17 protein-coding genes and 1 pseudogene are annotated in these 20,883 nt (G+C 42.1%); all 18 read left to right on the top strand.

The features are described from left to right. Positions 1–83 precede the first annotated feature (83 nt). The 18 genes and pseudogenes from comA to RYL77_RS00445 all read left to right on the top strand — a co-directional run bounded on the left by comA (position 84) and on the right by RYL77_RS00445 (position 20,861). Entirely contained in the window at positions 84–2,237 is a 2,154-nt protein-coding gene (comA, locus tag RYL77_RS00530) for a peptide cleavage/export ABC transporter ComA (protein WP_315009043.1), read from the top strand. A 12-nt stretch (positions 2,238–2,249) separates the two neighbouring features. Next, positions 2,250–3,599, top strand: coding sequence for a competence pheromone export protein ComB (gene comB / locus RYL77_RS00525; protein WP_315009042.1), 1,350 nt, complete (start codon positions 2,250–2,252; stop codon positions 3,597–3,599). A 275-nt stretch (positions 3,600–3,874) separates the two neighbouring features. Beyond that, positions 3,875–4,582 carry a phosphoribosylaminoimidazolesuccinocarboxamide synthase gene (gene purC / locus RYL77_RS00520; RefSeq protein WP_315009041.1) on the top strand — a complete coding sequence of 236 codons (708 nt, stop codon included), beginning with the start codon at positions 3,875–3,877 and terminating at the stop codon, positions 4,580–4,582. Between the two features lies 1 nt (position 4,583). Beyond that, positions 4,584–4,726 (top strand): annotated as a pseudogene (locus RYL77_RS00515) (phosphoribosylaminoimidazolesuccinocarboxamide synthase). 56 nt (positions 4,727–4,782) lie between these two features. Further along, positions 4,783–8,508 carry a phosphoribosylformylglycinamidine synthase gene (locus RYL77_RS00510; RefSeq protein WP_315009040.1) on the top strand — a complete coding sequence of 1,242 codons (3,726 nt, stop codon included), beginning with the start codon at positions 4,783–4,785 and terminating at the stop codon, positions 8,506–8,508. A gap of 12 nt (positions 8,509–8,520) precedes the next feature. Next, positions 8,521–9,963 carry an amidophosphoribosyltransferase gene (purF, locus tag RYL77_RS00505; RefSeq protein WP_315009038.1) on the top strand — a complete coding sequence of 481 codons (1,443 nt, stop codon included), beginning with the start codon at positions 8,521–8,523 and terminating at the stop codon, positions 9,961–9,963. A 220-nt stretch (positions 9,964–10,183) separates the two neighbouring features. Further along, on the top strand, positions 10,184–11,206 hold the full coding sequence (purM, locus tag RYL77_RS00500) for a phosphoribosylformylglycinamidine cyclo-ligase (protein WP_315009036.1): 1,023 nt from the start codon (positions 10,184–10,186) through the stop codon (positions 11,204–11,206). Then, a complete protein-coding gene (gene purN / locus RYL77_RS00495) occupies positions 11,203–11,754 on the top strand; it encodes a phosphoribosylglycinamide formyltransferase (protein WP_315009034.1) in 552 nt (183 codons plus the stop codon). The genes purM and purN overlap by 4 nt, the downstream gene beginning before the upstream one ends. 43 nt (positions 11,755–11,797) lie before the next feature. Beyond that, positions 11,798–12,262 (top strand): GNAT family N-acetyltransferase, encoded by a 465-nt coding sequence (locus RYL77_RS00490; protein WP_042900093.1) that lies wholly within the window; start codon positions 11,798–11,800, stop codon positions 12,260–12,262. A gap of 1 nt (position 12,263) precedes the next feature. Then, entirely contained in the window at positions 12,264–13,811 is a 1,548-nt protein-coding gene (gene purH / locus RYL77_RS00485; protein ID WP_315009031.1) for a bifunctional phosphoribosylaminoimidazolecarboxamide formyltransferase/IMP cyclohydrolase, read from the top strand. 121 nt (positions 13,812–13,932) lie between these two features. Beyond that, positions 13,933–15,195, top strand: a complete 1,263-nt coding sequence (gene purD, locus RYL77_RS00480) for a phosphoribosylamine--glycine ligase (RefSeq protein ID WP_315009030.1) — start codon at positions 13,933–13,935, stop codon at positions 15,193–15,195. Between the two features lie 258 nt (positions 15,196–15,453). Continuing rightward, complete coding sequence (locus tag RYL77_RS00475) at positions 15,454–15,570, top strand: phosphoribosylaminoimidazole carboxylase (protein ID WP_315009028.1); 117 nt, start codon at positions 15,454–15,456, stop codon at positions 15,568–15,570. Positions 15,571–15,599: 29 nt separating this feature from the next. After that, complete coding sequence (gene purE, locus RYL77_RS00470) at positions 15,600–16,088, top strand: 5-(carboxyamino)imidazole ribonucleotide mutase (protein ID WP_000805595.1); 489 nt, start codon at positions 15,600–15,602, stop codon at positions 16,086–16,088. After that, positions 16,075–17,166, top strand: a complete 1,092-nt coding sequence (gene purK, locus RYL77_RS00465; RefSeq protein WP_315009025.1) for a 5-(carboxyamino)imidazole ribonucleotide synthase — start codon at positions 16,075–16,077, stop codon at positions 17,164–17,166. The genes purE and purK overlap by 14 nt, the downstream gene beginning before the upstream one ends. Then, positions 17,166–17,828 (top strand): hypothetical protein, encoded by a 663-nt coding sequence (locus RYL77_RS00460; protein WP_315009023.1) that lies wholly within the window; start codon positions 17,166–17,168, stop codon positions 17,826–17,828. The genes purK and RYL77_RS00460 overlap by 1 nt, the downstream gene beginning before the upstream one ends. Positions 17,829–17,843: 15 nt before the next feature. Next, positions 17,844–18,086 carry a phosphoribosylaminoimidazole carboxylase gene (locus RYL77_RS00455; protein WP_315009020.1) on the top strand — a complete coding sequence of 81 codons (243 nt, stop codon included), beginning with the start codon at positions 17,844–17,846 and terminating at the stop codon, positions 18,084–18,086. A 429-nt stretch (positions 18,087–18,515) separates the two neighbouring features. Beyond that, positions 18,516–19,211: a hypothetical protein gene (locus RYL77_RS00450; RefSeq protein ID WP_315009018.1), complete on the top strand. Its 696-nt coding sequence runs from the start codon at positions 18,516–18,518 to the stop codon at positions 19,209–19,211. Positions 19,212–19,406: 195 nt separating this feature from the next. Next, a complete protein-coding gene (locus RYL77_RS00445) occupies positions 19,407–20,861 on the top strand; it encodes a hypothetical protein (protein ID WP_315009017.1) in 1,455 nt (484 codons plus the stop codon). Positions 20,862–20,883: the final 22 nt, after the last annotated feature.

The following is a 20,883-nucleotide window of genomic DNA, read 5'->3' as shown; positions in this document are numbered from 1 at the left end:
AAAACAGTGTTTTGAGCAGCCTGCGGCTAGTTTCCTAGTTTGCTCTTTGATTTTCATTGAGTATTAGGAAAAAGGAGATGAATATGAAATTTGGGAAACGTCACTATCGTCCGCAGGTGGATCAGATGGACTGCGGTGTAGCTTCATTAGCCATGGTTTTTGGTTACTATGGTAGTTACTATTCTTTGGCTCACTTGCGAGAATTGGCCAAGACAACCATGGATGGGACAACGGCTTTGGGCTTGGTTAAGGTGGCAGAGGAAATTGGTTTTGAGACGCGAGCAATTAAGGCGGATATGACGCTCTTTGACTTGCCAGATTTGACTTTTCCTTTTGTTGCCCATGTGCTTAAGGAAGGGAGATTGCTTCACTACTATGTGGTGACTGGGCAGGATAAGGGCAGCATTCATATTGCTGATCCAGATCCTGGGGTGAAATTGACCAAACTACCACGTGAGCGTTTTGCGAAAGAATGGACAGGAGTGACTCTGTTTATGGCGCCTAGTCCAGACTATAAGCCCCATAAGGATCAAAAAAATGGTCTGCTATCTTTTATCCCTATATTAGTGAAACAGCGTGGTTTGATTGCCAATATCGTTTTGGCGACACTCTTGGTAACCTTGATTAACATTGTGGGTTCTTACTATCTGCAGTCTATCATTGATACCTATGTGCCAGATCAGATGCGTTCGACGCTGGGGATTATTTCTATTGGGCTGGTTATCGTCTATATTCTCCAGCAGGTCTTGTCTTACGCTCAGGAGTACCTCTTGCTTGTTTTGGGGCAACGCTTGTCGATTGATGTGATTTTATCCTACATCAAGCATGTTTTTCACCTACCTATGTCTTTCTTTGCGACACGCAGGACAGGGGAAATCGTGTCTCGTTTCACGGATGCTAACAGTATTATCGATGCGCTGGCTTCGACCATCCTTTCGATTTTCCTAGATGTGTCAACGGTTGTCATTATTTCCCTTGTTTTATTTTCACAAAATACCAATCTCTTTTTCATGACTTTATTGGCGCTTCCTATCTACACAGTGATTATCTTTGCCTTTATGAAGCCGTTTGAAAAGATGAATCGGGATACCATGGAAGCCAATGCGGTTCTGTCTTCTTCTATCATCGAGGACATCAACGGTATTGAGACTATTAAGTCCTTGACCAGTGAAAGTCAGCGTTACCAAAAGATTGACAAGGAATTTGTGGATTATCTGAAAAAATCCTTTACCTATAGTCGGGCAGAGAGTCAGCAAAAGGCTCTGAAAAAGGTTGCCCATCTCTTGCTCAATGTCGGCATTCTCTGGATGGGGGCTGTTCTGGTCATGGATGGCAAGATGAGTTTGGGGCAGTTGATTACCTATAATACCTTGCTTGTTTATTTTACCAATCCTTTGGAAAATATCATCAATCTGCAAACCAAGCTTCAGACAGCGCAGGTTGCCAATAACCGTCTAAATGAGGTTTATCTGGTAGCTTCTGAGTTTGAGGAGAAGAAAACAGTTGAGGATCTGAGCTTGATGAAGGGAGATATGACCTTCAAGCAGGTTTCCTACAAGTATGGCTATGGTCGAGATGTCTTGTCGGATATCAATTTGACTATTCCCCAAGGCTCTAAGGTGGCTTTTGTGGGAATTTCAGGGTCAGGTAAGACGACATTGGCCAAGATGATGGTTAATTTTTACGACCCAAGTCAAGGGGAGATTAGTCTGGGTGGTGTCAATCTCAATCAGATTGATAAAAAGGCCTTGCGCCAGTATATCAACTATCTGCCTCAACAGCCCTATGTTTTTAACGGAACGATTTTGGACAATCTTCTTTTGGGAGCCAAGGAGGGGACGACACAGGAGGATATCTTACGGGCGGTCGAATTGGCAGAGATTCGGGAGGATATTGAGCGCATGCCACTGAATTACCAGACAGAATTGACTTCGGATGGGGCAGGGATCTCAGGTGGTCAACGTCAGAGAATTGCTCTGGCGCGTGCTCTCTTGACAGATGCACCTGTCTTGATTTTGGATGAGGCGACCAGCAGTTTGGATATTCTGACAGAGAAGCGAATTGTTGATAATCTGATGTCTTTAGATAAAACCTTGATTTTCATTGCTCACCGTTTGACCATTGCTGAGCGGACAGAGAAGGTTGTTGTCTTGGATCAGGGCAAGATTGTTGAAGAAGGAAAGCATGCTGATTTGCTTGCACGGGGTGGATTTTACGCCCATTTGGTGAATAGCTAGAAAGAGGAGAGGATGAAACCAGAATTTTTAGAAAGTGCGGAGTTTTATAATCGTCGTTACCATAATTTTTCCAGTCGGGTGATTGTACCCATGTCCCTTCTGCTCGTGTTTTTGCTTGGCTTTGCAATATTTGCAGAGAAGGAGATGAGTTTGTCTACTAGAGCTACTGTCGAGCCTAGTCGTATCCTGGCAAATATCCAGTCAACAAGCAACAATCGCATTCTTGTCAATCATTTGGAAGAAAATAAGCTGGTTAAGAAGGGGGAGCTTCTTGTTCAATACCAGGAAGGGGCAGAAGGTATCCAAGCAGAGGCTTATGGCAGTCAGTTGGACATGCTTAAGGATCAAAAAAAGCAATTGGAGTATTTGCAAAAAAGTCTGCAAGAAGGGACGGATTACTTTCCAGAGGAGGATAAATTTGGCTACCAAGCCACCTTTCGCGACTACATCAGTCAAGCAGGCAGTCTTAGGGCTAGTACATCGCAACAAAATGAGACCATCGCGTCTCAGAATGCAGCAGCTAGTCAAACCCAAGCCGAAATCGGCAATCTCATCAGCCAAACAGAGGCTAAAATTCGCGATTACCAGACAGCTAAGTCAGCTATTGAAACAGGTGCTTCCTTGGCCAGTCAGAATCTAGCCTACTCTCTCTACCAGTCCTACAAGTCTCAGGGGGAGGAAAATCCGCAAGCTAAGGCTCAGGCCGTGGCGCAGGTTGAAGCGCAGCTTTCTCAGTTAGAATCCAGTCTTGCTACTTATCGTGTCCAGTATGCAGGTTCAGGTACCCAGCAAGCCTATGCGTCAGGCTTAAGCAGTCAATTGGAGTCTATCAAATCCCAACACTTGGCTAAGGTTGGTCAGGAATTGACCCTTCTAGAGCAGAAAATCTTGGAGGCAGAGTCAGGTAAGAAGGTACAGGGAAATCTTTTAGACAAGGGGAAAATTACGGCGAGTGAGGATGGGGTGCTTCATCTTAATACTGAGACCAGTGATTCTATCATGGTAGCAGAAGGTGCCCTACTAGCCCAACTCTATCCGTCTTTGGAAAAAGAAGGGAAAGCCAAACTCACAGCTTATCTAAGTTCAAAAGATGTAGCAAGAATCAAGGTCGGTGATTCTGTTCGCTATACTACGACTCATGATGCCAAGAATCAACTTTTCTTAGATTCTACTATTACAAGTATTGATGCGACAGCTACTAAGACTGAGAAAGGGAATTTCTTTAAAATCGAGGCGGAGACTAATCTAACTTCTGAGCAGGCTGAAAAACTTCGGTACGGGGTGGAGGGTCGTCTGCAGATGATTACAGGCAAGAAAAGTTATCTGCGCTATTATTTGGATCAATTTTTGAACAAAGAGTAATGTTCGTGTTTTTAGAGTTATACTCAATGAAAATCAAAGAGCAAACTAGAAAACTAGCCGCAGGCTGTACTTGAGTACGGCAAGGCGACGTTGACGCGGTTTGAATTTGATTTTCGAAGAGTATTAAATGATTTTAAAACTGTGAGAAAGATACTTCTTGCAGTTTTTTCTTTATTATTTTTGAAGTAAATGTGTTATTTATTCGGTTAAATTCTTGTAATTTTAGGGTTTTTGTGGTAGAATGTGCTCAAGTAATACGAAAGGCGAACTTTAAAATGTCAAAACAATTGATCTATTCGGGAAAAGCTAAAGATATCTATACAACTGAGGATGAAAATCTTATTATTTCAACTTACAAGGACCAGGCGACTGCTTTTAATGGTGTCAAGAAGGAGCAGATTGCAGGTAAGGGAGTGTTGAATAATCAGATTTCATCTTTTATTTTTGAGAAATTAAATGCGGTTGGTGTAGCGACTCACTTTGTGGAGAAACTTTCGGACACGGAACAGCTCAATAAAAAGGTTAAGATTATTCCTCTAGAAGTTGTGCTTCGAAACTACACAGCTGGTTCCTTTTCAAAACGTTTTGGCGTAGATGAAGGTATCGCCTTTGAGACTCCGATTGTCGAATTTTACTATAAAAATGATGACTTGGATGATCCATTTATCAATGACGAGCATGTGAAATTCCTACAGATTGCGGATGACCAGCAGATTGCCTACTTGAAGGAAGAAACTCGTCGAATCAATGAACTCTTGAAAACTTGGTTTGCTGAGATTGGGCTTAAGTTGATTGACTTTAAGCTAGAGTTCGGTTTTGATAAGGATGGCAAGATTATCTTAGCAGACGAATTTTCACCAGATAACTGCCGCTTGTGGGATGCGGATGGCAACCACATGGATAAGGATGTTTTCCGTAGAGGATTGGGAGAACTAACCGACGTTTATGAGATTGTTTGGGAAAAGTTGCAGGGGTTGAAATAATCTGTTAGCAACGGAAAACCTTCGTCTCTCAAATAAAAGGACTCAGGCTGAAAAGGTCCCCAGACCTTTTCACTCCGTAGAGAACTAGGTGAATTAACAGATGTTTATGAGATTGTTTGGGAAAAGTTGCAAGGGTTGAAATAACAACCGAAAGGCTGTTTGGGAATATTGTAAGAGCTGAAATAAAGGAATAAGAATTGATGGATAAACGTATTTTTGTTGAAAAAAAGGCTGATTTTCAGGTTAAGTCAGAGAGTTTGGTTAGAGAGCTCCAGCATAACTTGGGACTTTCAAGCTTGAAAAGTATTCGCATCGTGCAAGTGTATGACGTATTTGACTTGGCAGAGGACCTGTTTGCACCTGCAGAGAAACACATCTTCTCTGAGCAGGTGACAGATCATGTCTTGGATGAAGCGGCTGTGCAAGCGGATCTTGCCAACTATGCTTTCTTTGCTATTGAAAGCCTGCCAGGGCAGTTTGACCAGCGTGCAGCTTCTTCACAGGAAGCCTTGCTTTTGCTGGGAAGTTCGAGTGATGTAACAGTCAATACTGCTCAACTTTACTTAGTCAATAAAGATATTGATGCGACTGAGTTAGAAGCGGTCAAGAACTACTTGCTCAATCCAGTTGATTCTCGTTTCAAGGACATCACGACTGGGATTGCTAAGCAGGAATTTTCAGAGTCAGACAAGACCATTCCGAAATTGACTTTCTTTGAAAGCTATACAGCAGAAGACTTTGCCCGCTACAAGGCCGAGCAGGGCATGGCAATGGAAGTGGATGATTTGCTCTTTATCCAAGACTACTTTAAGTCAATCGGGCGCGTGCCGACGGAAACAGAACTCAAGGTTTTGGACACTTACTGGTCTGATCACTGCCGTCACACGACTTTTGAGACAGAGTTGAAACACATTGATTTTTCCGCATCGAAATTCCAAAAGCAATTGCAGGCGACTTATGATAAGTATATTGCCATGCGTGAGGAGTTGGGGCGTTCGGAAAAACCACAGACCTTGATGGATATGGCGACTATTTTTGGTCGTTATGAGCGTGCCAATGGGCGTTTGGACGACATGGAAGTGTCAGATGAGATCAATGCCTGCTCGATTGAAATCGAAGTAGACGTTGATGGTGTCAAGGAACCATGGCTCCTTATGTTTAAAAATGAAACTCATAACCACCCAACTGAGATTGAGCCATTTGGTGGTGCTGCTACCTGTATCGGTGGTGCCATTCGTGACCCATTGTCAGGTCGCTCATATGTCTACCAAGCTATGCGTATCTCAGGTGCCGGTGATATTACAGCACCGATTTCGGAAACGCGTGCTGGGAAATTGCCACAACAGGTCATTTCTAAAACAGCGGCTCATGGCTATTCTTCATATGGTAACCAGATTGGGCTTGCAACAACCTACGTTCGTGAGTACTTCCACCCAGGCTTTGTAGCTAAACGCATGGAGTTAGGTGCTGTTGTTGGTGCGGCTCCCAAGGGCAATGTGGTTCGTGAAAAACCTGAAGCGGGTGATGTCATTATCCTTCTCGGTGGTAAGACAGGACGTGATGGTGTCGGTGGTGCGACAGGTTCTTCTAAGGTTCAAACAGTTGAGTCTGTGGAAACTGCTGGCGCTGAGGTTCAAAAAGGGAATGCCATCGAAGAACGCAAGATTCAACGTCTGTTCCGTAATGGCGATGTCACTCGTCTTATCAAGAAGTCTAATGACTTTGGTGCTGGTGGTGTCTGTGTAGCCATCGGTGAATTGGCTGATGGACTTGAAATCGACCTTAACAAAGTGCCTCTTAAATACCAAGGCTTGAATGGTACCGAAATTGCCATCTCTGAATCTCAAGAACGGATGGCTGTGGTGGTTCGTCCTGAGGACGTAGATGCCTTCGTTGCAGAATGTAATAAAGAAAATATTGACGCTGTTGTGGTTGCGACAGTGACTGAAAAACCAAATCTGGTTATGCACTGGAATGGTGAAACCATTGTAGACTTGGAACGCCGTTTCCTTGACACCAATGGTGTGCGCGTGGTCGTTGATGCCAAGGTTGTGGACAAGGATGTCAAACTCCCAGAAGAACGTCAAACATCTGCTGATACACTTGAAGCAGATACCCTTGCGGTTCTGTCTGATCTCAACCATGCGAGTCAAAAAGGCTTACAAACCATCTTTGATTGCTCAGTCGGTCGTTCAACGGTCAATCACCCACTTGGCGGTCGCTACCAACTCACACCAACTGAGGCTTCTGTGCAAAAATTGCCAGTTCAACATGGTGTGACTCACACTGCGTCTGTCATGGCCCAAGGATTCAATCCATATGTGGCAGAATGGTCTCCATATCATGGCGCTGCTTATGCGGTTATTGAAGCGACTGCTCGTCTAGTAGCTGCTGGTTCCAACTGGTCCAAGGCTCGTTTCTCTTACCAAGAGTATTTTGAGCGCATGGATAAGCAAGCAGAGCGTTTCGGTCAGCCAGTAGCAGCTCTTCTAGGTTCTATCGAAGCACAAATCCAACTTGGTTTGCCATCTATCGGTGGGAAGGACTCTATGTCTGGTACCTTTGAAGAATTGACCGTTCCACCAACCTTGGTCGCCTTTGGGGTGACGACAGCGGATAGCCGTAAGGTTCTCTCTCCCGAGTTCAAGACTGCCAGTGAAAACATTTACTACATTCCAGGTAAAGCACTTGCTGCAGAGATTGATTTTGACTTGATTAAGTCTAACTTTGCTCAGTTTGAAGACATCCAAGCTGGTCACAAAGTGACATCTGCATCAGCTGTCAAATATGGTGGTGTGCTTGAAAGCTTGGCTCTTGCTACCTTTGGAAACCATATTGGTGCAGAGGTAACCTTGCCTGAACTTGAAACAGCTTTGACAGCTCAATTAGGCGGCTTTGTCTTCACGTCTCCTGAAGAAATCGCTGGAGTGGAGAAAATCGGGCAAACGAGCGCAGACTTTACACTGACTGTCAACGGTGTGAAGCTAGATGGACACAAGCTTGACAGTGCCTTCCAAGGAAAACTGGAAGAAGTTTACCCAACAGAGTTTGTCCAAGCCAAAGAATTGGCTGAAGTTCCAGCTGTGGTATCAGATGTTGTGATTAAAGTCAAAGAAAAGGTTGAAAAACCTGTGGTTTACATCCCAGTCTTCCCAGGAACTAACTCAGAATATGACTCAGCTAAGGCTTTCGAAAAAGAAGGTGCAGAGGTCAACTTAGTGCCATTTGTGACCTTGAATGAAGAAGCCATTGTCAATTCAGTTGAAACTATGGTTGACAACATCGGCAAGGCTAACATTCTCTTCTTTGCAGGTGGATTCTCAGCTGCGGATGAGCCAGATGGTTCAGCCAAGTTTATCGTCAACATCTTGCTCAATGAAAAAGTGCGTGTGGCTATTGATAGCTTTATCTCTCGTGGGGGCTTGATTATCGGTATCTGTAATGGATTCCAGGCCTTGGTCAAATCAGGTCTTCTTCCATACGGAAACTTTGAAGATGCTAGAAGTACTAGCCCAACCCTCTTCTACAATGATGCCAACCAACACGTGGCCAAGATGGTGGAAACTCGGATTGCCAATACCAACTCACCATGGCTTGTTGGAGTGGAAGTTGGTGAGATTCATGCCATTCCTGTTTCGCACGGTGAAGGGAAATTTGTCGTGACTGCTGAGGAATTTGCAGAGCTCCGCGACAATGGACAAATTTTCAGCCAATATGTTGACTTTAACGGCAAACCAAGTATGGATTCTAAGTACAATCCGAATGGTTCGGTAAATGCCATCGAAGGAATTACCAGCAAGAACGGTCAAATCATCGGGAAGATGGGTCACTCAGAACGTTATGAAGACGGTCTCTTCCAAAACATCCCAGGAAATAAAGACCAGCACCTATTCGCATCAGCGGTGCGTTATTTCACAGGGAAATAAAAGGTATATAAAATGACATACGAAGTAAAATCTCTTAATGAAGAATGTGGTGTTTTCGGTATCTGGGGACATCCAGATGCTGCTAAATTGACCTATTTTGGTCTCCACAGTCTTCAGCACCGTGGTCAGGAGGGGGCAGGAATCCTCTCCAATGACCAGGGACAGTTAAAGCGCCATCGTGACATGGGACTTTTATCAGAAGTCTTCAGAAATCCTGCTAATTTGGATAAATTGACAGGAACTGGTGCGATTGGGCATGTTCGTTATGCGACTGCTGGCGAAGCTTCTGTAGATAATATCCAGCCCTTCCTTTTCCGTTTTCACGATATGCAGTTTGGGTTGGCTCATAATGGAAACTTGACCAATGCGGCCTCTCTCAAGAAAGAATTGGAAGATAGAGGAGCGATTTTCAGCGCGACTTCGGACTCGGAAATCTTGGCTCACCTCATTCGTCGCAGTCATAATCCGAACTTAATGGGCAAAATCAAGGAGGCGCTCAGTCTTGTCAAAGGTGGCTTCGCCTATATCTTACTGTTTGAAGACAAGTTGATTGCGGCTCTTGATCCTAATGGTTTCCGTCCTCTTTCTATCGGGAAAATGGCCAATGGAGCGGTGGTTGTTTCCTCTGAAACCTGCGCTTTTGAAGTCATTGGTGCTGAGTGGATTCGTGATTTGAAGCCAGGTGAGATTGTGATCATTGATGACAAAGGCATCCAGTATGACAGCTATACAGATGAAACCCAGTTGGCGATTTGTTCAATGGAGTATATCTACTTTGCTCGTCCTGATTCTAATATCCACGGTGTCAATGTCCATACTGCACGTAAACGTATGGGTGCCCAATTGGCGCGTGAATTCAAGCATGAGGCAGATATCGTGGTCGGTGTACCCAATTCTTCCCTCAGCGCGGCTATGGGATTTGCGGAAGAATCAGGTTTACCAAACGAAATGGGCCTCATCAAGAACCAATACACCCAACGTACCTTTATCCAACCGACTCAAGAATTGCGGGAGCAAGGGGTGCGGATGAAACTGTCTGCTGTTTCAGGCGTTGTTAAAGGCAAACGTGTGGTCATGGTGGATGATTCCATTGTTCGTGGGACAACCTCTCGCCGTATCGTTCAGCTTTTGAAAGAAGCAGGTGCGACTGAGGTTCACGTTGCAATTGGTAGTCCAGCGCTAGCTTATCCATGCTTCTACGGGATTGATATCCAGACCCGTCAGGAACTGATTGCAGCCAATCATACGGTTGAAGAAACGCGTCAAATCATTGGGGCAGACAGTCTGACTTATCTCTCTGTTGAGGGATTGATTGATTCGATTGGGATTGAAACAGATGCGCCAAATGGTGGTCTCTGTGTCGCTTACTTTGACGGTGACTACCCAACTCCTCTCTACGACTATGAAGAAGACTATCGTAGAAGTTTGGAAGAAAAGACCAGTTTTTACAAGTAGCCGACTGAAGATTCTTCATAAAAGAAAAGGAATAAACAAATGACAAATAAAAATGCATACGCTCCACGTCTCACTACTGACTAAAAGCTAAAGCATTTGTCAGTAGACGCTTTCTCCTATGGGACCAAAGCTAGAGACCTGACTAGTATTTTTAGATAAAATAATTGTTTATCTAAAAATACGTCGCAGTCTTTCCCAAAAAAAGAAAAGGAAAAATAAAATGGCAAATAAAAATGCGTACGCTCAATCTGGTGTGGATGTTGAAGCGGGTTATGAAGTTGTTGAACGGATTAAAAAGCACGTGGCTCGTACGGAGCGTGCAGGTGTCATGGGAGCTCTGGGTGGCTTTGGTGGTATGTTTGACCTTTCAAAGACTGGGGTTAAAGAACCCGTCTTGATTTCAGGGACTGACGGTGTCGGAACCAAGCTCATGCTGGCTATCAAGTACGACAAGCACGATACCATTGGTCAGGACTGTGTGGCTATGTGTGTCAATGACATCATCGCTGCAGGTGCGGAGCCCCTCTATTTTCTTGACTATGTGGCGACAGGGAAGAATGAACCAGCCAAGCTAGAACAAGTGGTTGCTGGTGTAGCAGAAGGTTGTGTGCAGGCTGGTGCTGCCCTCATCGGTGGGGAAACGGCTGAAATGCCTGGTATGTATGGTGAAGATGATTACGATCTAGCTGGTTTTGCGGTCGGTGTGGCTGAAAAATCTCAAATCATTGACGGCTCAAAGGTGTCAGAGGGAGATATTCTTCTTGGACTTGCTTCAAGTGGGATTCACTCAAATGGTTACTCCCTCGTTCGTCGTGTATTTGCCGACTATACAGGTGAGGAAGTCTTGCCAGAATTGGAAGGCAAGAAACTCAAGGAAGTCCTTCTTGAGCCGACCCGTATCTATGTCAGGGCTGTCTTGCCACTCATCAAAGAAGAGTTGGTCAATGGTATTGCTCACATCACAGGTGGTGGATTTATCGAAAATGTCCCTCGTATGTTTGCGGCTGACTTGGCTGCAGAGATTGAGGAAAGCAAAATTCCAGTCTTACCAATCTTTAAAGCCCTTGAAAAATACGGTCAGATTAAGCATGAAGAAATGTTTGAAATCTTCAATATGGGTGTGGGACTCATGTTGGCAGTTAGCCCTGAAAATGTAGGCCGTGTCAAGGAATTGTTGGATGAACCAGTTTATGAAATTGGTCGTATCGTCAAGAAAGAAAACGAAAGTGTCATTATCAAATGAAAAAAATAGCGGTTTTTGCCTCGGGTAATGGCTCAAATTTTCAGATGATTGCCGAAGAGTTTCCAGTGGAGTTTGTCTTTTCAGACCATCGTGACGCCTATGTGCTCGAGCGTGCAGACAAGCTCGGCGTTCTGTCCTATGCTTTTGAACTCAAGGAGTTTGAGAGCAAGGCAGACTACGAAGCAGCACTTGTTGAGCTATTAGAAGAGCACCAGATTGACTTGGTTTGTCTAGCAGGTTACATGAAAATCGTTGGACCAACCTTATTGGCGGCTTATGAAGGACGGATTATCAACATCCATCCAGCATACCTGCCAGAATTTCCAGGAGCTCATGGGATTGAGGATGCTTGGAATGCTGGCGTCTCTGAGAGTGGTGTGACCATTCACTGGGTGGACTCTGGAGTGGATACAGGAAAGGTCATCAAACAAGTCCGTGTACCACGACTGGCTGATGATACCATTGACAGTTTTGAAGCTCGTATCCATGCCACCGAGTATCAGCTCTATCCTCAAGTGTTGGAGAGTTTAGAGGTGGGTAGAAGATAAGAAGTAAATCAAGTTTTGATTGTGAAATCTTGCTGTAGAAAAAATGATTAATTTGAAATTAGTAGATGAGAATAGTTTTCAGGCCGTGCTGGATTTGAAAATATCTGAAGCTGATGAACGAGCATGTTTCGTGTCTCCAAATGTACGCTCTTTAGCTGACGCATGGCTCTACCGAGAGAATGGGGATGTGTTTCCAATGGCAATCTATTGGAATGAGCTTGTAGTTGGTTTTCTCCTGTTGGAAATAGATAAGGATGAAGCGGAATACTTTATCTGGCGGATAATGATTGGCCAGCAGTACCAAGGAAGAGGTTATGGACGAAAAGCCTTGGAAGTTCTGATCAAAAAGGCTCAGATGGATAGCATTTGCAATCATATTATTGCAGATTATGTGGTTGGAAATGAAAAAATGAAGCACCTGCTGACTAGTCTGGGTTTTCAGGAAACAGGATTTATAGAAGAAAATAACGAAGTCGCTATGCGCTTGGATTTAAAGAAAGAGGAATAGAATGACGAAAAAAGCCTTGATCAGTGTCTCAGACAAATCGGGCATTGTTAAATTTGCCCAAGAACTTAAAAAACTCGGTTGGGATATTATCTCAACAGGTGGGACCAAGATTGCCCTTGATACAGCTGGGGTGAAGACCATTGCCATCGATGATGTGACTGGTTTTCCAGAGATGATGGATGGCCGTGTCAAGACCCTTCATCCAAATATCCACGGGGGACTTTTGGCTCGTCGTGACTTGTATAGTCACTTGGAAGCAGCTAAGGAGAACCAGATTGAGCTCATTGATCTTGTTGTGGTAAACCTTTACCCATTTAAGGAAACCATCCTCAAACCGGACGTGACTTACGCTGATGCAGTTGAAAACATTGATATCGGTGGGCCATCTATGCTTCGTTCAGCAGCGAAGAACCACGCTAGCGTAACAGTTGTGGTAGACCCAGAGGATTATGCTGTGATTCTTGACGAATTGTCAGCAAACGGTGAAACAACTTATGAAACTCGTCAACGTTTGGCAGCCAAGGTTTTCCGTCACACAGCGGCTTATGATGCCTTGATTGCGGAATATTTCACAGTTCAAGTCGGAGAAAGCAAACCAGAAAAGCTAACTTTGACCTATGACCTCAAGCAAGCTATGCGTTACGGAGAAAATCCTCAGCAGGATGCAGACTTCTACCAAAAAGCTTTGCCGACTGACTATTCGATTGCTTCAGCGAAGCAACTCAACGGTAAAGAATTGTCCTTCAACAATATCCGTGATGCGGATGCAGCCATCCGTATCATCCGTGACTTCAAAGATCGTCCAACCGTTGTGGCTCTCAAACACATGAACCCATGTGGAATCGGTCAGGCTGATGACATCGAAACTGCTTGGGACTACGCTTATGAGTCTGACCCAGTGTCTATCTTTGGTGGAATTGTCGTCCTTAACCGTGAGGTGGATACTGTGACTGCTGAGAAGATGCACGGAGTTTTCCTTGAAATCATCATCGCACCAAGCTATACGGATGAAGCGCTAGCCATTTTGACAAATAAAAAGAAAAACTTGCGCATCCTTGCCTTGCCATTTGACGCTCAAGATGCTAGTGAAGTGGAAGCAGAGTACACTGGCGTGGTTGGTGGACTTCTCGTGCAAAACCAAGACGTGGTCAAAGAGAGGCCAGCTGACTGGCAAGTGGTGACCAAGCGCCAGCCAACCGAGACAGAAGCGACTGCTCTTGAGTTCGCTTGGAAGGCTATCAAGTACGTGAAATCAAACGGTATCATCGTGACCAACGACCACATGACACTTGGTGTTGGCCCAGGTCAGACTAACCGTGTGGCTTCCGTCCGTATTGCGATTGACCAAGCTAAAGACCGCCTTGACGGTGCTGTGCTTGCTTCAGATGCCTTCTTCCCATTCGCGGATAACGTGGAAGAAATCGCCAAAGCAGGGATCAAGGCCATTATCCAACCAGGTGGATCTGTCCGTGACCAAGAGTCTATCGAAGCAGCGGATAAATATGGCTTGGCCATGGTCTTCACAGGCGTGAGACATTTTAGACATTAAGAAGATGAAAGGGAAGAAAACAGTTTCTTTCCTTTTTTTGCTTAAAAAACGGAATAGAACAAGATTAAAACGAACGTTTGTGTTATAATGTTAGTAAATAATTCGCAAAAGAGGTTGAGAAATGAAACTGCTTGTTGTCGGTTTGGGCGGTCGTGAGCATGCGATTGCTAAAAAGTTACTTGAATCAAAAGACGTTGAAAAAGTCTTTGTAGCTCCTGGGAATGACGGTATGACTCTGGATGGGTTGGAATTGGTAGATATCTCTATTTCCGAACATTCTAAATTGATTGAGTTTGCAAAAGACAACGATATCGCTTGGTCCTTTATCGGGCCAGATGACGCCCTTGCGGCTGGGATTGTGGATGATTTTAACAAAGCTGGGCTCAAGGCTTTTGGTCCGACAAGATTGGCAGCGGAGTTGGAGTGGTCCAAGGATTTTGCCAAGGAAATCATGGTCAAATACGGCGTTCCGACAGCAGCCTATGCCACATTCTCAGATTTCGAGGAAGCCAAGGCCTATATCGAAAAACAGGGTGCGCCTATCGTAGTCAAGGCAGATGGTTTGGCACTTGGGAAAGGTGTCGTCGTTGCGGAGACGGTTGAGCAAGCAGTCGAAGTAGCTCACGAGATGCTTTTGGACAATAAATTCGGTGATTCTGGTGCGCGTGTGGTTATCGAGGAATTCCTCGATGGGGAGGAGTTCTCCCTCTTTGCATTTGTCAACGGCGATAAGTTCTACATCATGCCAACGGCTCAGGACCACAAACGTGCCTATGATGGCGATAAGGGGCCTAACACGGGCGGTATGGGTGCCTATGCGCCAGTTCCACACTTACCACAGAGTGTAGTTGATACAGCGGTTGACACCATTGTCAAGCCAGTCCTAGAAGGTATGATTCAAGAAGGTCGTCCGTATCTTGGTATCCTTTATGCGGGTCTTATCTTGACAGCTGATGGACCTAAGGTCATCGAGTTTAATGCTCGCTTTGGAGACCCTGAAACTCAGATTATCCTGCCTCGTTTGACATCTGACTTTGCACAAAACATCACAGATATTCTGGATGGCAAGGAGCCAAACATTACTTGGACGGACAAGGGTGTGACTCTGGGTGTGGTTGTCGCTTCAAATGGCTACCCACTAGCTTATGAAAAAGGTGTTAAGCTTCCATCCAAGACCGAAGGCGACATTATCACCTACTATGCTGGAGCTAAGTTTGCGGAAAATAGCAGAGCACTGCTATCAAACGGCGGACGAGTTTATATGCTCGTCACCACGAACGATACCGTCAAAGAAGCCCAAGATACCATCTACAAGGAACTCGACAAACAAAATACAGAAGGCCTCTTTTACCGAACCGATATCGGAAGCAAGGCAATTAAGTAAGGATATAAGAATAACGCGACGAAATCGCTAAACCCGATAATGGTCTCCGTGGTGAAAAGACCAGAACAGACTCTGTTCTGGTCGGGGAAAATTTGAGACTTAGGCTCCAAGTTTAGGAATGAAACCGAAGGTTTGCTTCCGTCCCCACCACCTAAGACCATAATCAAAAAAGAATTAGCAAAAATTCACAAAATACGTTAATGGTCGTTTGATTTGCGAGCGTTAGCGAGCTAATAATATAGAACAATCACCGCCGTTGTGAAAGAACGATTGAATGACAATCCAATCGTTCAGGGAAATTGGAAGATCTTGGGCTTCCGATTTAGGCATGAGACACCTTTGGTGACTGCTTCCGTCCCTCAAAACCTAAGGTAATTGTCAAAAAAGAGGAAAAAGGAGAAGAAATGAAACCAGTAATTTCCATCATCATGGGTTCAAAATCCGACTGGGCAACCATGCAAAAAACCGCCGAAGTCCTAGACCGCTTCGGTATAGCTTACGAAAAGAAGGTTGTCTCTGCTCACCGTACACCAGACCTTATGTTCAGACATGCCGAAGAAGCTCGTAGCCGTGGTATTAAGGTCATTATCGCAGGTGCTGGTGGCGCAGCTCACTTGCCAGGCATGGTAGCAGCGAAAACAACCCTTCCTGTCATTGGGGTACCTGTCAAGTCGCGCGCTCTTAGTGGCGTAGACTCGCTCTACTCTATTGTTCAAATGCCAGGTGGCGTACCAGTTGCGACCATGGCGATCGGTGAAGCAGGTGCGACTAATGCTGCCCTCTTTGCCCTCCGTCTCCTCTCAGTAGAAGATCAGGCTATCGCGACAGCTTTGGCAGATTTCGCAGAAGAGCAAGGAAAAATTGCAGAGGAGTCTACAAATGAGCTCATCTAAAACAATAGGAATTATCGGTGGTGGTCAGCTGGGGCAGATGATGGCCATCTCTGCTATCTACATGGGGCATAAGGTTATCGCGCTGGATCCTACGGCTGATTGCCCAGCCTCTCGCGTGGCGGAAATCATCGTAGCGCCGTATAACGATGTGGATGCCCTCCGTCAGTTGGCAGATCGCTGTGATGTCCTCACCTATGAGTTTGAAAATGTCGATGCTGACGGTTTGGATGCTGTTATTAAGGATGGACAACTCCCTCAAGGTACAGACCTGCTTCGTATCTCTCAAAATCGCATCTTTGAAAAGGACTTTCTCTCAAACAAGGCTCAAGTCACTGTGGCACCTTACAAGGTTGTGACCTCAAGTCAAGATTTGGCAGATATGGACCTGTCTAAAAACTATGTTCTCAAGACTGCAACAGGTGGTTATGATGGACACGGACAAAAGGTCATTCGCTCAGAAGCAGACTTGGAAGAAGCCCGTGCGCTAGCCGATTCAGCAGACTGCGTCTTGGAAGAATTCGTCAACTTTGACCTTGAAATTTCTGTTATTGCATCAGGAAATGGCAAGGACGTGACGGTTTTCCCAGTTCAGGAAAATATCCACCGTAACAACATCCTCTCTAAGACCATTGTGCCTGCCCGCATTTCAGAAAGTCTAGCTGAAAAGGCCAAATCTATGGCAGTGCGAATTGCAGAACAGCTCAAGCTATCTGGAACGCTCTGCGTGGAAATGTTTGCGACAGCTGATGACATCATTGTCAATGAGATTGCCCCACGCCCACACAATTCTGGGCACTACTCTATCGAAGCCTGCGACTTTTCTCAGTTTGATACCCATATCTTAGGCGTTCTCGGAGCACCATTGCCAGCCATCAAACTACATGCGCCAGCCGTTATGCTTAATGTTCTCGGCCAGCACGTCGAGGCTGCTGAAAAATATGTCACAGAAAATCCAAGCGCCCACCTCCACATGTATGGTAAAATAGAAGCGAAGCACAACCGCAAGATGGGACATGTGACTTTGTTTAGTGATGTGCCAGATAGTGTGGATGAGTTTGGGAAAGGGATTGATTTTTAGTGGATATGTTTTTTAAAAATGAACACGGTTATTTTAATTGGCAATCTGTATTAGCGATTGTAAGTATTCTTGGCTTTTTATGGGGGATTTATATCTATGTTGATAAACGAAAATCGAAGGTACAAGAACGAAAAATACAAAGTCAAGTACAAAAACAAGAAAAATTAACGGAACCTTATAACGAGTTAATCAGGATAATATCTTTATTTCCTAATAAAACGCCCTATGATGTTATGACTAACCTACCGTTTTCGCCAGTATTTAATCGTGAAGATTTCGATACGGTAAATAGAATTTTAGAAATTCAGATTCAGAAAGATTTTCAAAAGCGATTGGAGCGAGAAAATCTTAACTATCAAGATGCAGAAGATATCAAAACAGAAATTCGGAATAGAGAATACTATATCAAGGAAATAGAAAAAATTAAAAATCAGTATTTTTTAGCTAAGAAAGAATATGAACGATTTAGAACTACCGATAAGATTATTGAATTGTATGCCAGTCAAGACGTAAAAAATTACTTAGTTGAGTTTGATGTTACTTGGCACAATGCTTTTATTTCAGGTAGACCTTTAGAATATAACGATGGTAGAAACAATAAATTGGATGATATTCGTTGGGAACTTGAACAAGTCATAAGGGCTGATCTAGGTATTATTTAAAGGGGAGACAATGATATGATTCAAATCATCGTTAATGCATTTATTGAAAAGGAGAAGACTGGAGCAGTTGTCGAAGTTTTATATGCTAGTAGTGATCAAGAAAAAGTGAGAGCTAAGTATGAAGAGCTAGTAGCTCAGTACTCAGAAAATTATTTGGCAATTTATGATTTACCGTTGAATACAGATTTGAATACACTCGACCACTATCCATCTGTGTGGATTGGGAAAGAGGAGTTTGAAGGAGAAGTGGAATTTTAGGGAATAGATATGAAATTTGAGGTGGAGTTATTAACTAAAAATATTAGCATTACTAAACTTGAAGAATTATTTCTTCGCTAAGAAATAATTAGTATTACTTCTGACAGCCAAGATGAAGTTGATGATAAGTATGTAGAGGGACGCTCAAATAAATATAAGTGTATTTTCAAAGGGAATGAATTTATAATAAATATCCAACAATTTCAAACTGGACTAGTTAAAATTATACTTAGCTATGAATACAGCAAGTCTAAATTAAGTTCAGCAGAAAAATTTCAGGTTTTCTTTTCAAAATTTAGAGAATTTTTAGGAAGAAATCATTTAAAATATTCAATTCTATCTAATAGTTTGTCTATGTATTTTTCGAATAAGCTTTATCCTAAGTTTCAAACGTATGAATCGTTATTACGAAAAATTTTTGTATTAGCTTTGTCTCCACTAGAGGACGAGAATATTGTAAGGATTGTTAAGGAACAGACTAATGATAAATTAGATTTATCAAAAATTCATACAATAGAGCATATTGAAAGACTGCAAATAGCTGAACTCCATTCATTGATATTTGAAATAAATATAAATCCAGTTAATAACCTAACTAATCATTTTAAAAATTTTCAAGACAAAAGCGAATATCATCTGAAACAGATGATAAAAGAAGCTCTCCCAATTACCATATGGGAAAAGCATTTTGCACCATTTACCGATAATGAGAGAGCAGATGTGCTTAAAAACAGTTACAATAGTATTAGAGAGTACAGGAATGACGTTATGCATTTTCACATGCTAACCTACAGGAGTTACAAAAAAATAGATTTGTTGTTGTCAGATGCAATTAAAGAACTAGAAGAGCTTGAACATAGTATGCTTGAGAGATGGGATTTTGAAGCAACTAGGAAACTTACAAATGATATTTTTGATCAGGAGTTTCTGGCTAGTTTATCATCTTTATCTAAAACAGCATCAGAAGTAATTAAACCAGCAATGGATAGGTTTTATATTAACAATATTGATTTTAATAATGCGATAAAATCCATGATGGAAGTATTCCAAAATATTCAAGTACCTAAAATAGATTATGGAGTGTTAAAATCTATTAAAGGGATATCTGATACTATGGGCTTTTAGGTTTACCAACCCCCCTTAATGAACCTAATAGTGAAGATAATAATGAAGAATAAGTCTATAAATTTTGAAGCACAAAATTCTCTAATATGGCTATTATTCAATCTCATCTAATAGTCTTGTTTTCCTTAGGAAGGAGATTGGTCTAAAAATTGAGAATTGCTATTATAAAGAAAAGATACAGGGAATAGATTTTTAATGAAAAATAATTTTTTAGATTTTAGATTGATAAATAATTTGTTGTTGCCATCAATTAATTATGTATCTAAAAATGATTTGAAAAAAAGAGATTTTTTAAGCATTTTATATGGAATTCTTTTTTTAATATTTGCATGCATATTTTTAGTTGTAGTTTATCAGCAGATAAAACCGTTTATTTTACAGCAAGCAGTAGCGTTTGCTAATCTATACTTTATAATAGATGCAATTTTTTCAGGGAAGAGTGAATTTCTACAATATGTACCATCAACTCAGAATGCAGATTCTCTCAAATTATTTTCTGAAATAATTTTTGATGAGTTAGTTTTGCTTTTTAAGATGTCGGTTCCAATGATAATTTCACTGGTTACAATGTTCTTGTTTAAGAAACAAAATTTTGAGTCGAAAGTATTTATTGCAATCTCAACAATTCTAATTTATACTCTAATCTTTGGAGTTTATTTTCAAGCAACGTTAATTATTGTTTTATTTGGTATTTTAATTATTTTTCATCCTATTGGAAATGGTAAATATTATACTGTTGTGCAATATTTAAATTATTTTGAAGATATTCTTTACAATTGGTGGGGGAATAGCACAAAAAATAAAAAGAGTAGAAAGAAAATCATATTTTTAATTATTCTTTTCATAACTATGAGTTATTGTCTGTTTAGATTATTTCCAGTAGGGGTAGGTTTTTCTTTACTTCTAGCTTTATTAGTAGTATTTATTATATGGGTCTATACTGGAAGTGCTAGCAAAGAAATGAAATTATTAAAAAAAATATTTATTTATAGTATTTTTTTTGGATTTACTTTAATTGGGAATTTAGAAATTGGTTCTGATGTTTTAAAAGTTCCAGTATTATTTATTACCTTATTCTTTGCGCTAGATCGGATTATTGTATTGTCAAAAGAAATGAAGGAAATAATTGTTGAAAAAAGTATATTGTATTATTATGAATACGAAACTATAGACAAATTACTTTTAATAAAAGAACTAATAAATATTGATATTTTACACGAAGTAGACGTGACTGAATTAGAGTTGGTAAAACAAATAGCTATTAGGATTAGACTGGGTTTCTACCAAGAAGTCCTAAAATTATCGGATATTTATAAGAACAGAGAGTTTCAAAACTATCGTCAATTTGTAGAAGGAAATATATTTTTCCTAACTTTTGATGAAACAACTTTTGATGATGCGGATTCTTTGAAAACTTCAAAAGAAAGACTGTCCAATATACTTGAATTAGAAGGACAAAATATACGTTTGCCAGAGTTATCTGAAATATATGCAAGAGTACTATTTAAATTAGAGCAATTTGATGATGCTATAGTATATTTTAAGGAAAGGATAATGTATATGAGCGAAGAATCGAGGTTAATGTATATTGAAGCATGTGAACAAGTTGGAGATATTAAACAAGCTGAATATATACGTCGAAACTATTAATGATGGAAATAAAGGAGAAAAA

This window comes from uncultured Streptococcus sp., from assembly GCF_963516515.1.
Classification (GTDB): Bacteria; Bacillota; Bacilli; order Lactobacillales; family Streptococcaceae; genus Streptococcus.
This window is presented reverse-complemented; position numbering and strand designations above follow the sequence as displayed.

Excerpts from the sequence above, each read along its gene's own strand:
- comA (WP_315009043.1), top strand. The coding sequence starts at position 84 with ATGAAATTTGGGAAACGTCACTATCGTCCGCAGGTGGATCAGATGGAC.
- comB (WP_315009042.1), top strand. The coding sequence starts at position 2,250 with ATGAAACCAGAATTTTTAGAAAGTGCGGAGTTTTATAATCGTCGTTAC.
- purC (WP_315009041.1), top strand. The coding sequence starts at position 3,875 with ATGTCAAAACAATTGATCTATTCGGGAAAAGCTAAAGATATCTATACA.
- RYL77_RS00510 (WP_315009040.1), top strand. The coding sequence starts at position 4,783 with ATGGATAAACGTATTTTTGTTGAAAAAAAGGCTGATTTTCAGGTTAAG.
- purF (WP_315009038.1), top strand. The coding sequence starts at position 8,521 with ATGACATACGAAGTAAAATCTCTTAATGAAGAATGTGGTGTTTTCGGT.
- purM (WP_315009036.1), top strand. The coding sequence starts at position 10,184 with ATGGCAAATAAAAATGCGTACGCTCAATCTGGTGTGGATGTTGAAGCG.
- purN (WP_315009034.1), top strand. The coding sequence starts at position 11,203 with ATGAAAAAAATAGCGGTTTTTGCCTCGGGTAATGGCTCAAATTTTCAG.
- RYL77_RS00490 (WP_042900093.1), top strand. The coding sequence starts at position 11,798 with ATGATTAATTTGAAATTAGTAGATGAGAATAGTTTTCAGGCCGTGCTG.
- purH (WP_315009031.1), top strand. The coding sequence starts at position 12,264 with ATGACGAAAAAAGCCTTGATCAGTGTCTCAGACAAATCGGGCATTGTT.
- purD (WP_315009030.1), top strand. The coding sequence starts at position 13,933 with ATGAAACTGCTTGTTGTCGGTTTGGGCGGTCGTGAGCATGCGATTGCT.
- purE (WP_000805595.1), top strand. The coding sequence starts at position 15,600 with ATGAAACCAGTAATTTCCATCATCATGGGTTCAAAATCCGACTGGGCA.
- purK (WP_315009025.1), top strand. The coding sequence starts at position 16,075 with ATGAGCTCATCTAAAACAATAGGAATTATCGGTGGTGGTCAGCTGGGG.
- RYL77_RS00455 (WP_315009020.1), top strand. The coding sequence starts at position 17,844 with ATGATTCAAATCATCGTTAATGCATTTATTGAAAAGGAGAAGACTGGA.
- RYL77_RS00445 (WP_315009017.1), top strand. The coding sequence starts at position 19,407 with ATGAAAAATAATTTTTTAGATTTTAGATTGATAAATAATTTGTTGTTG.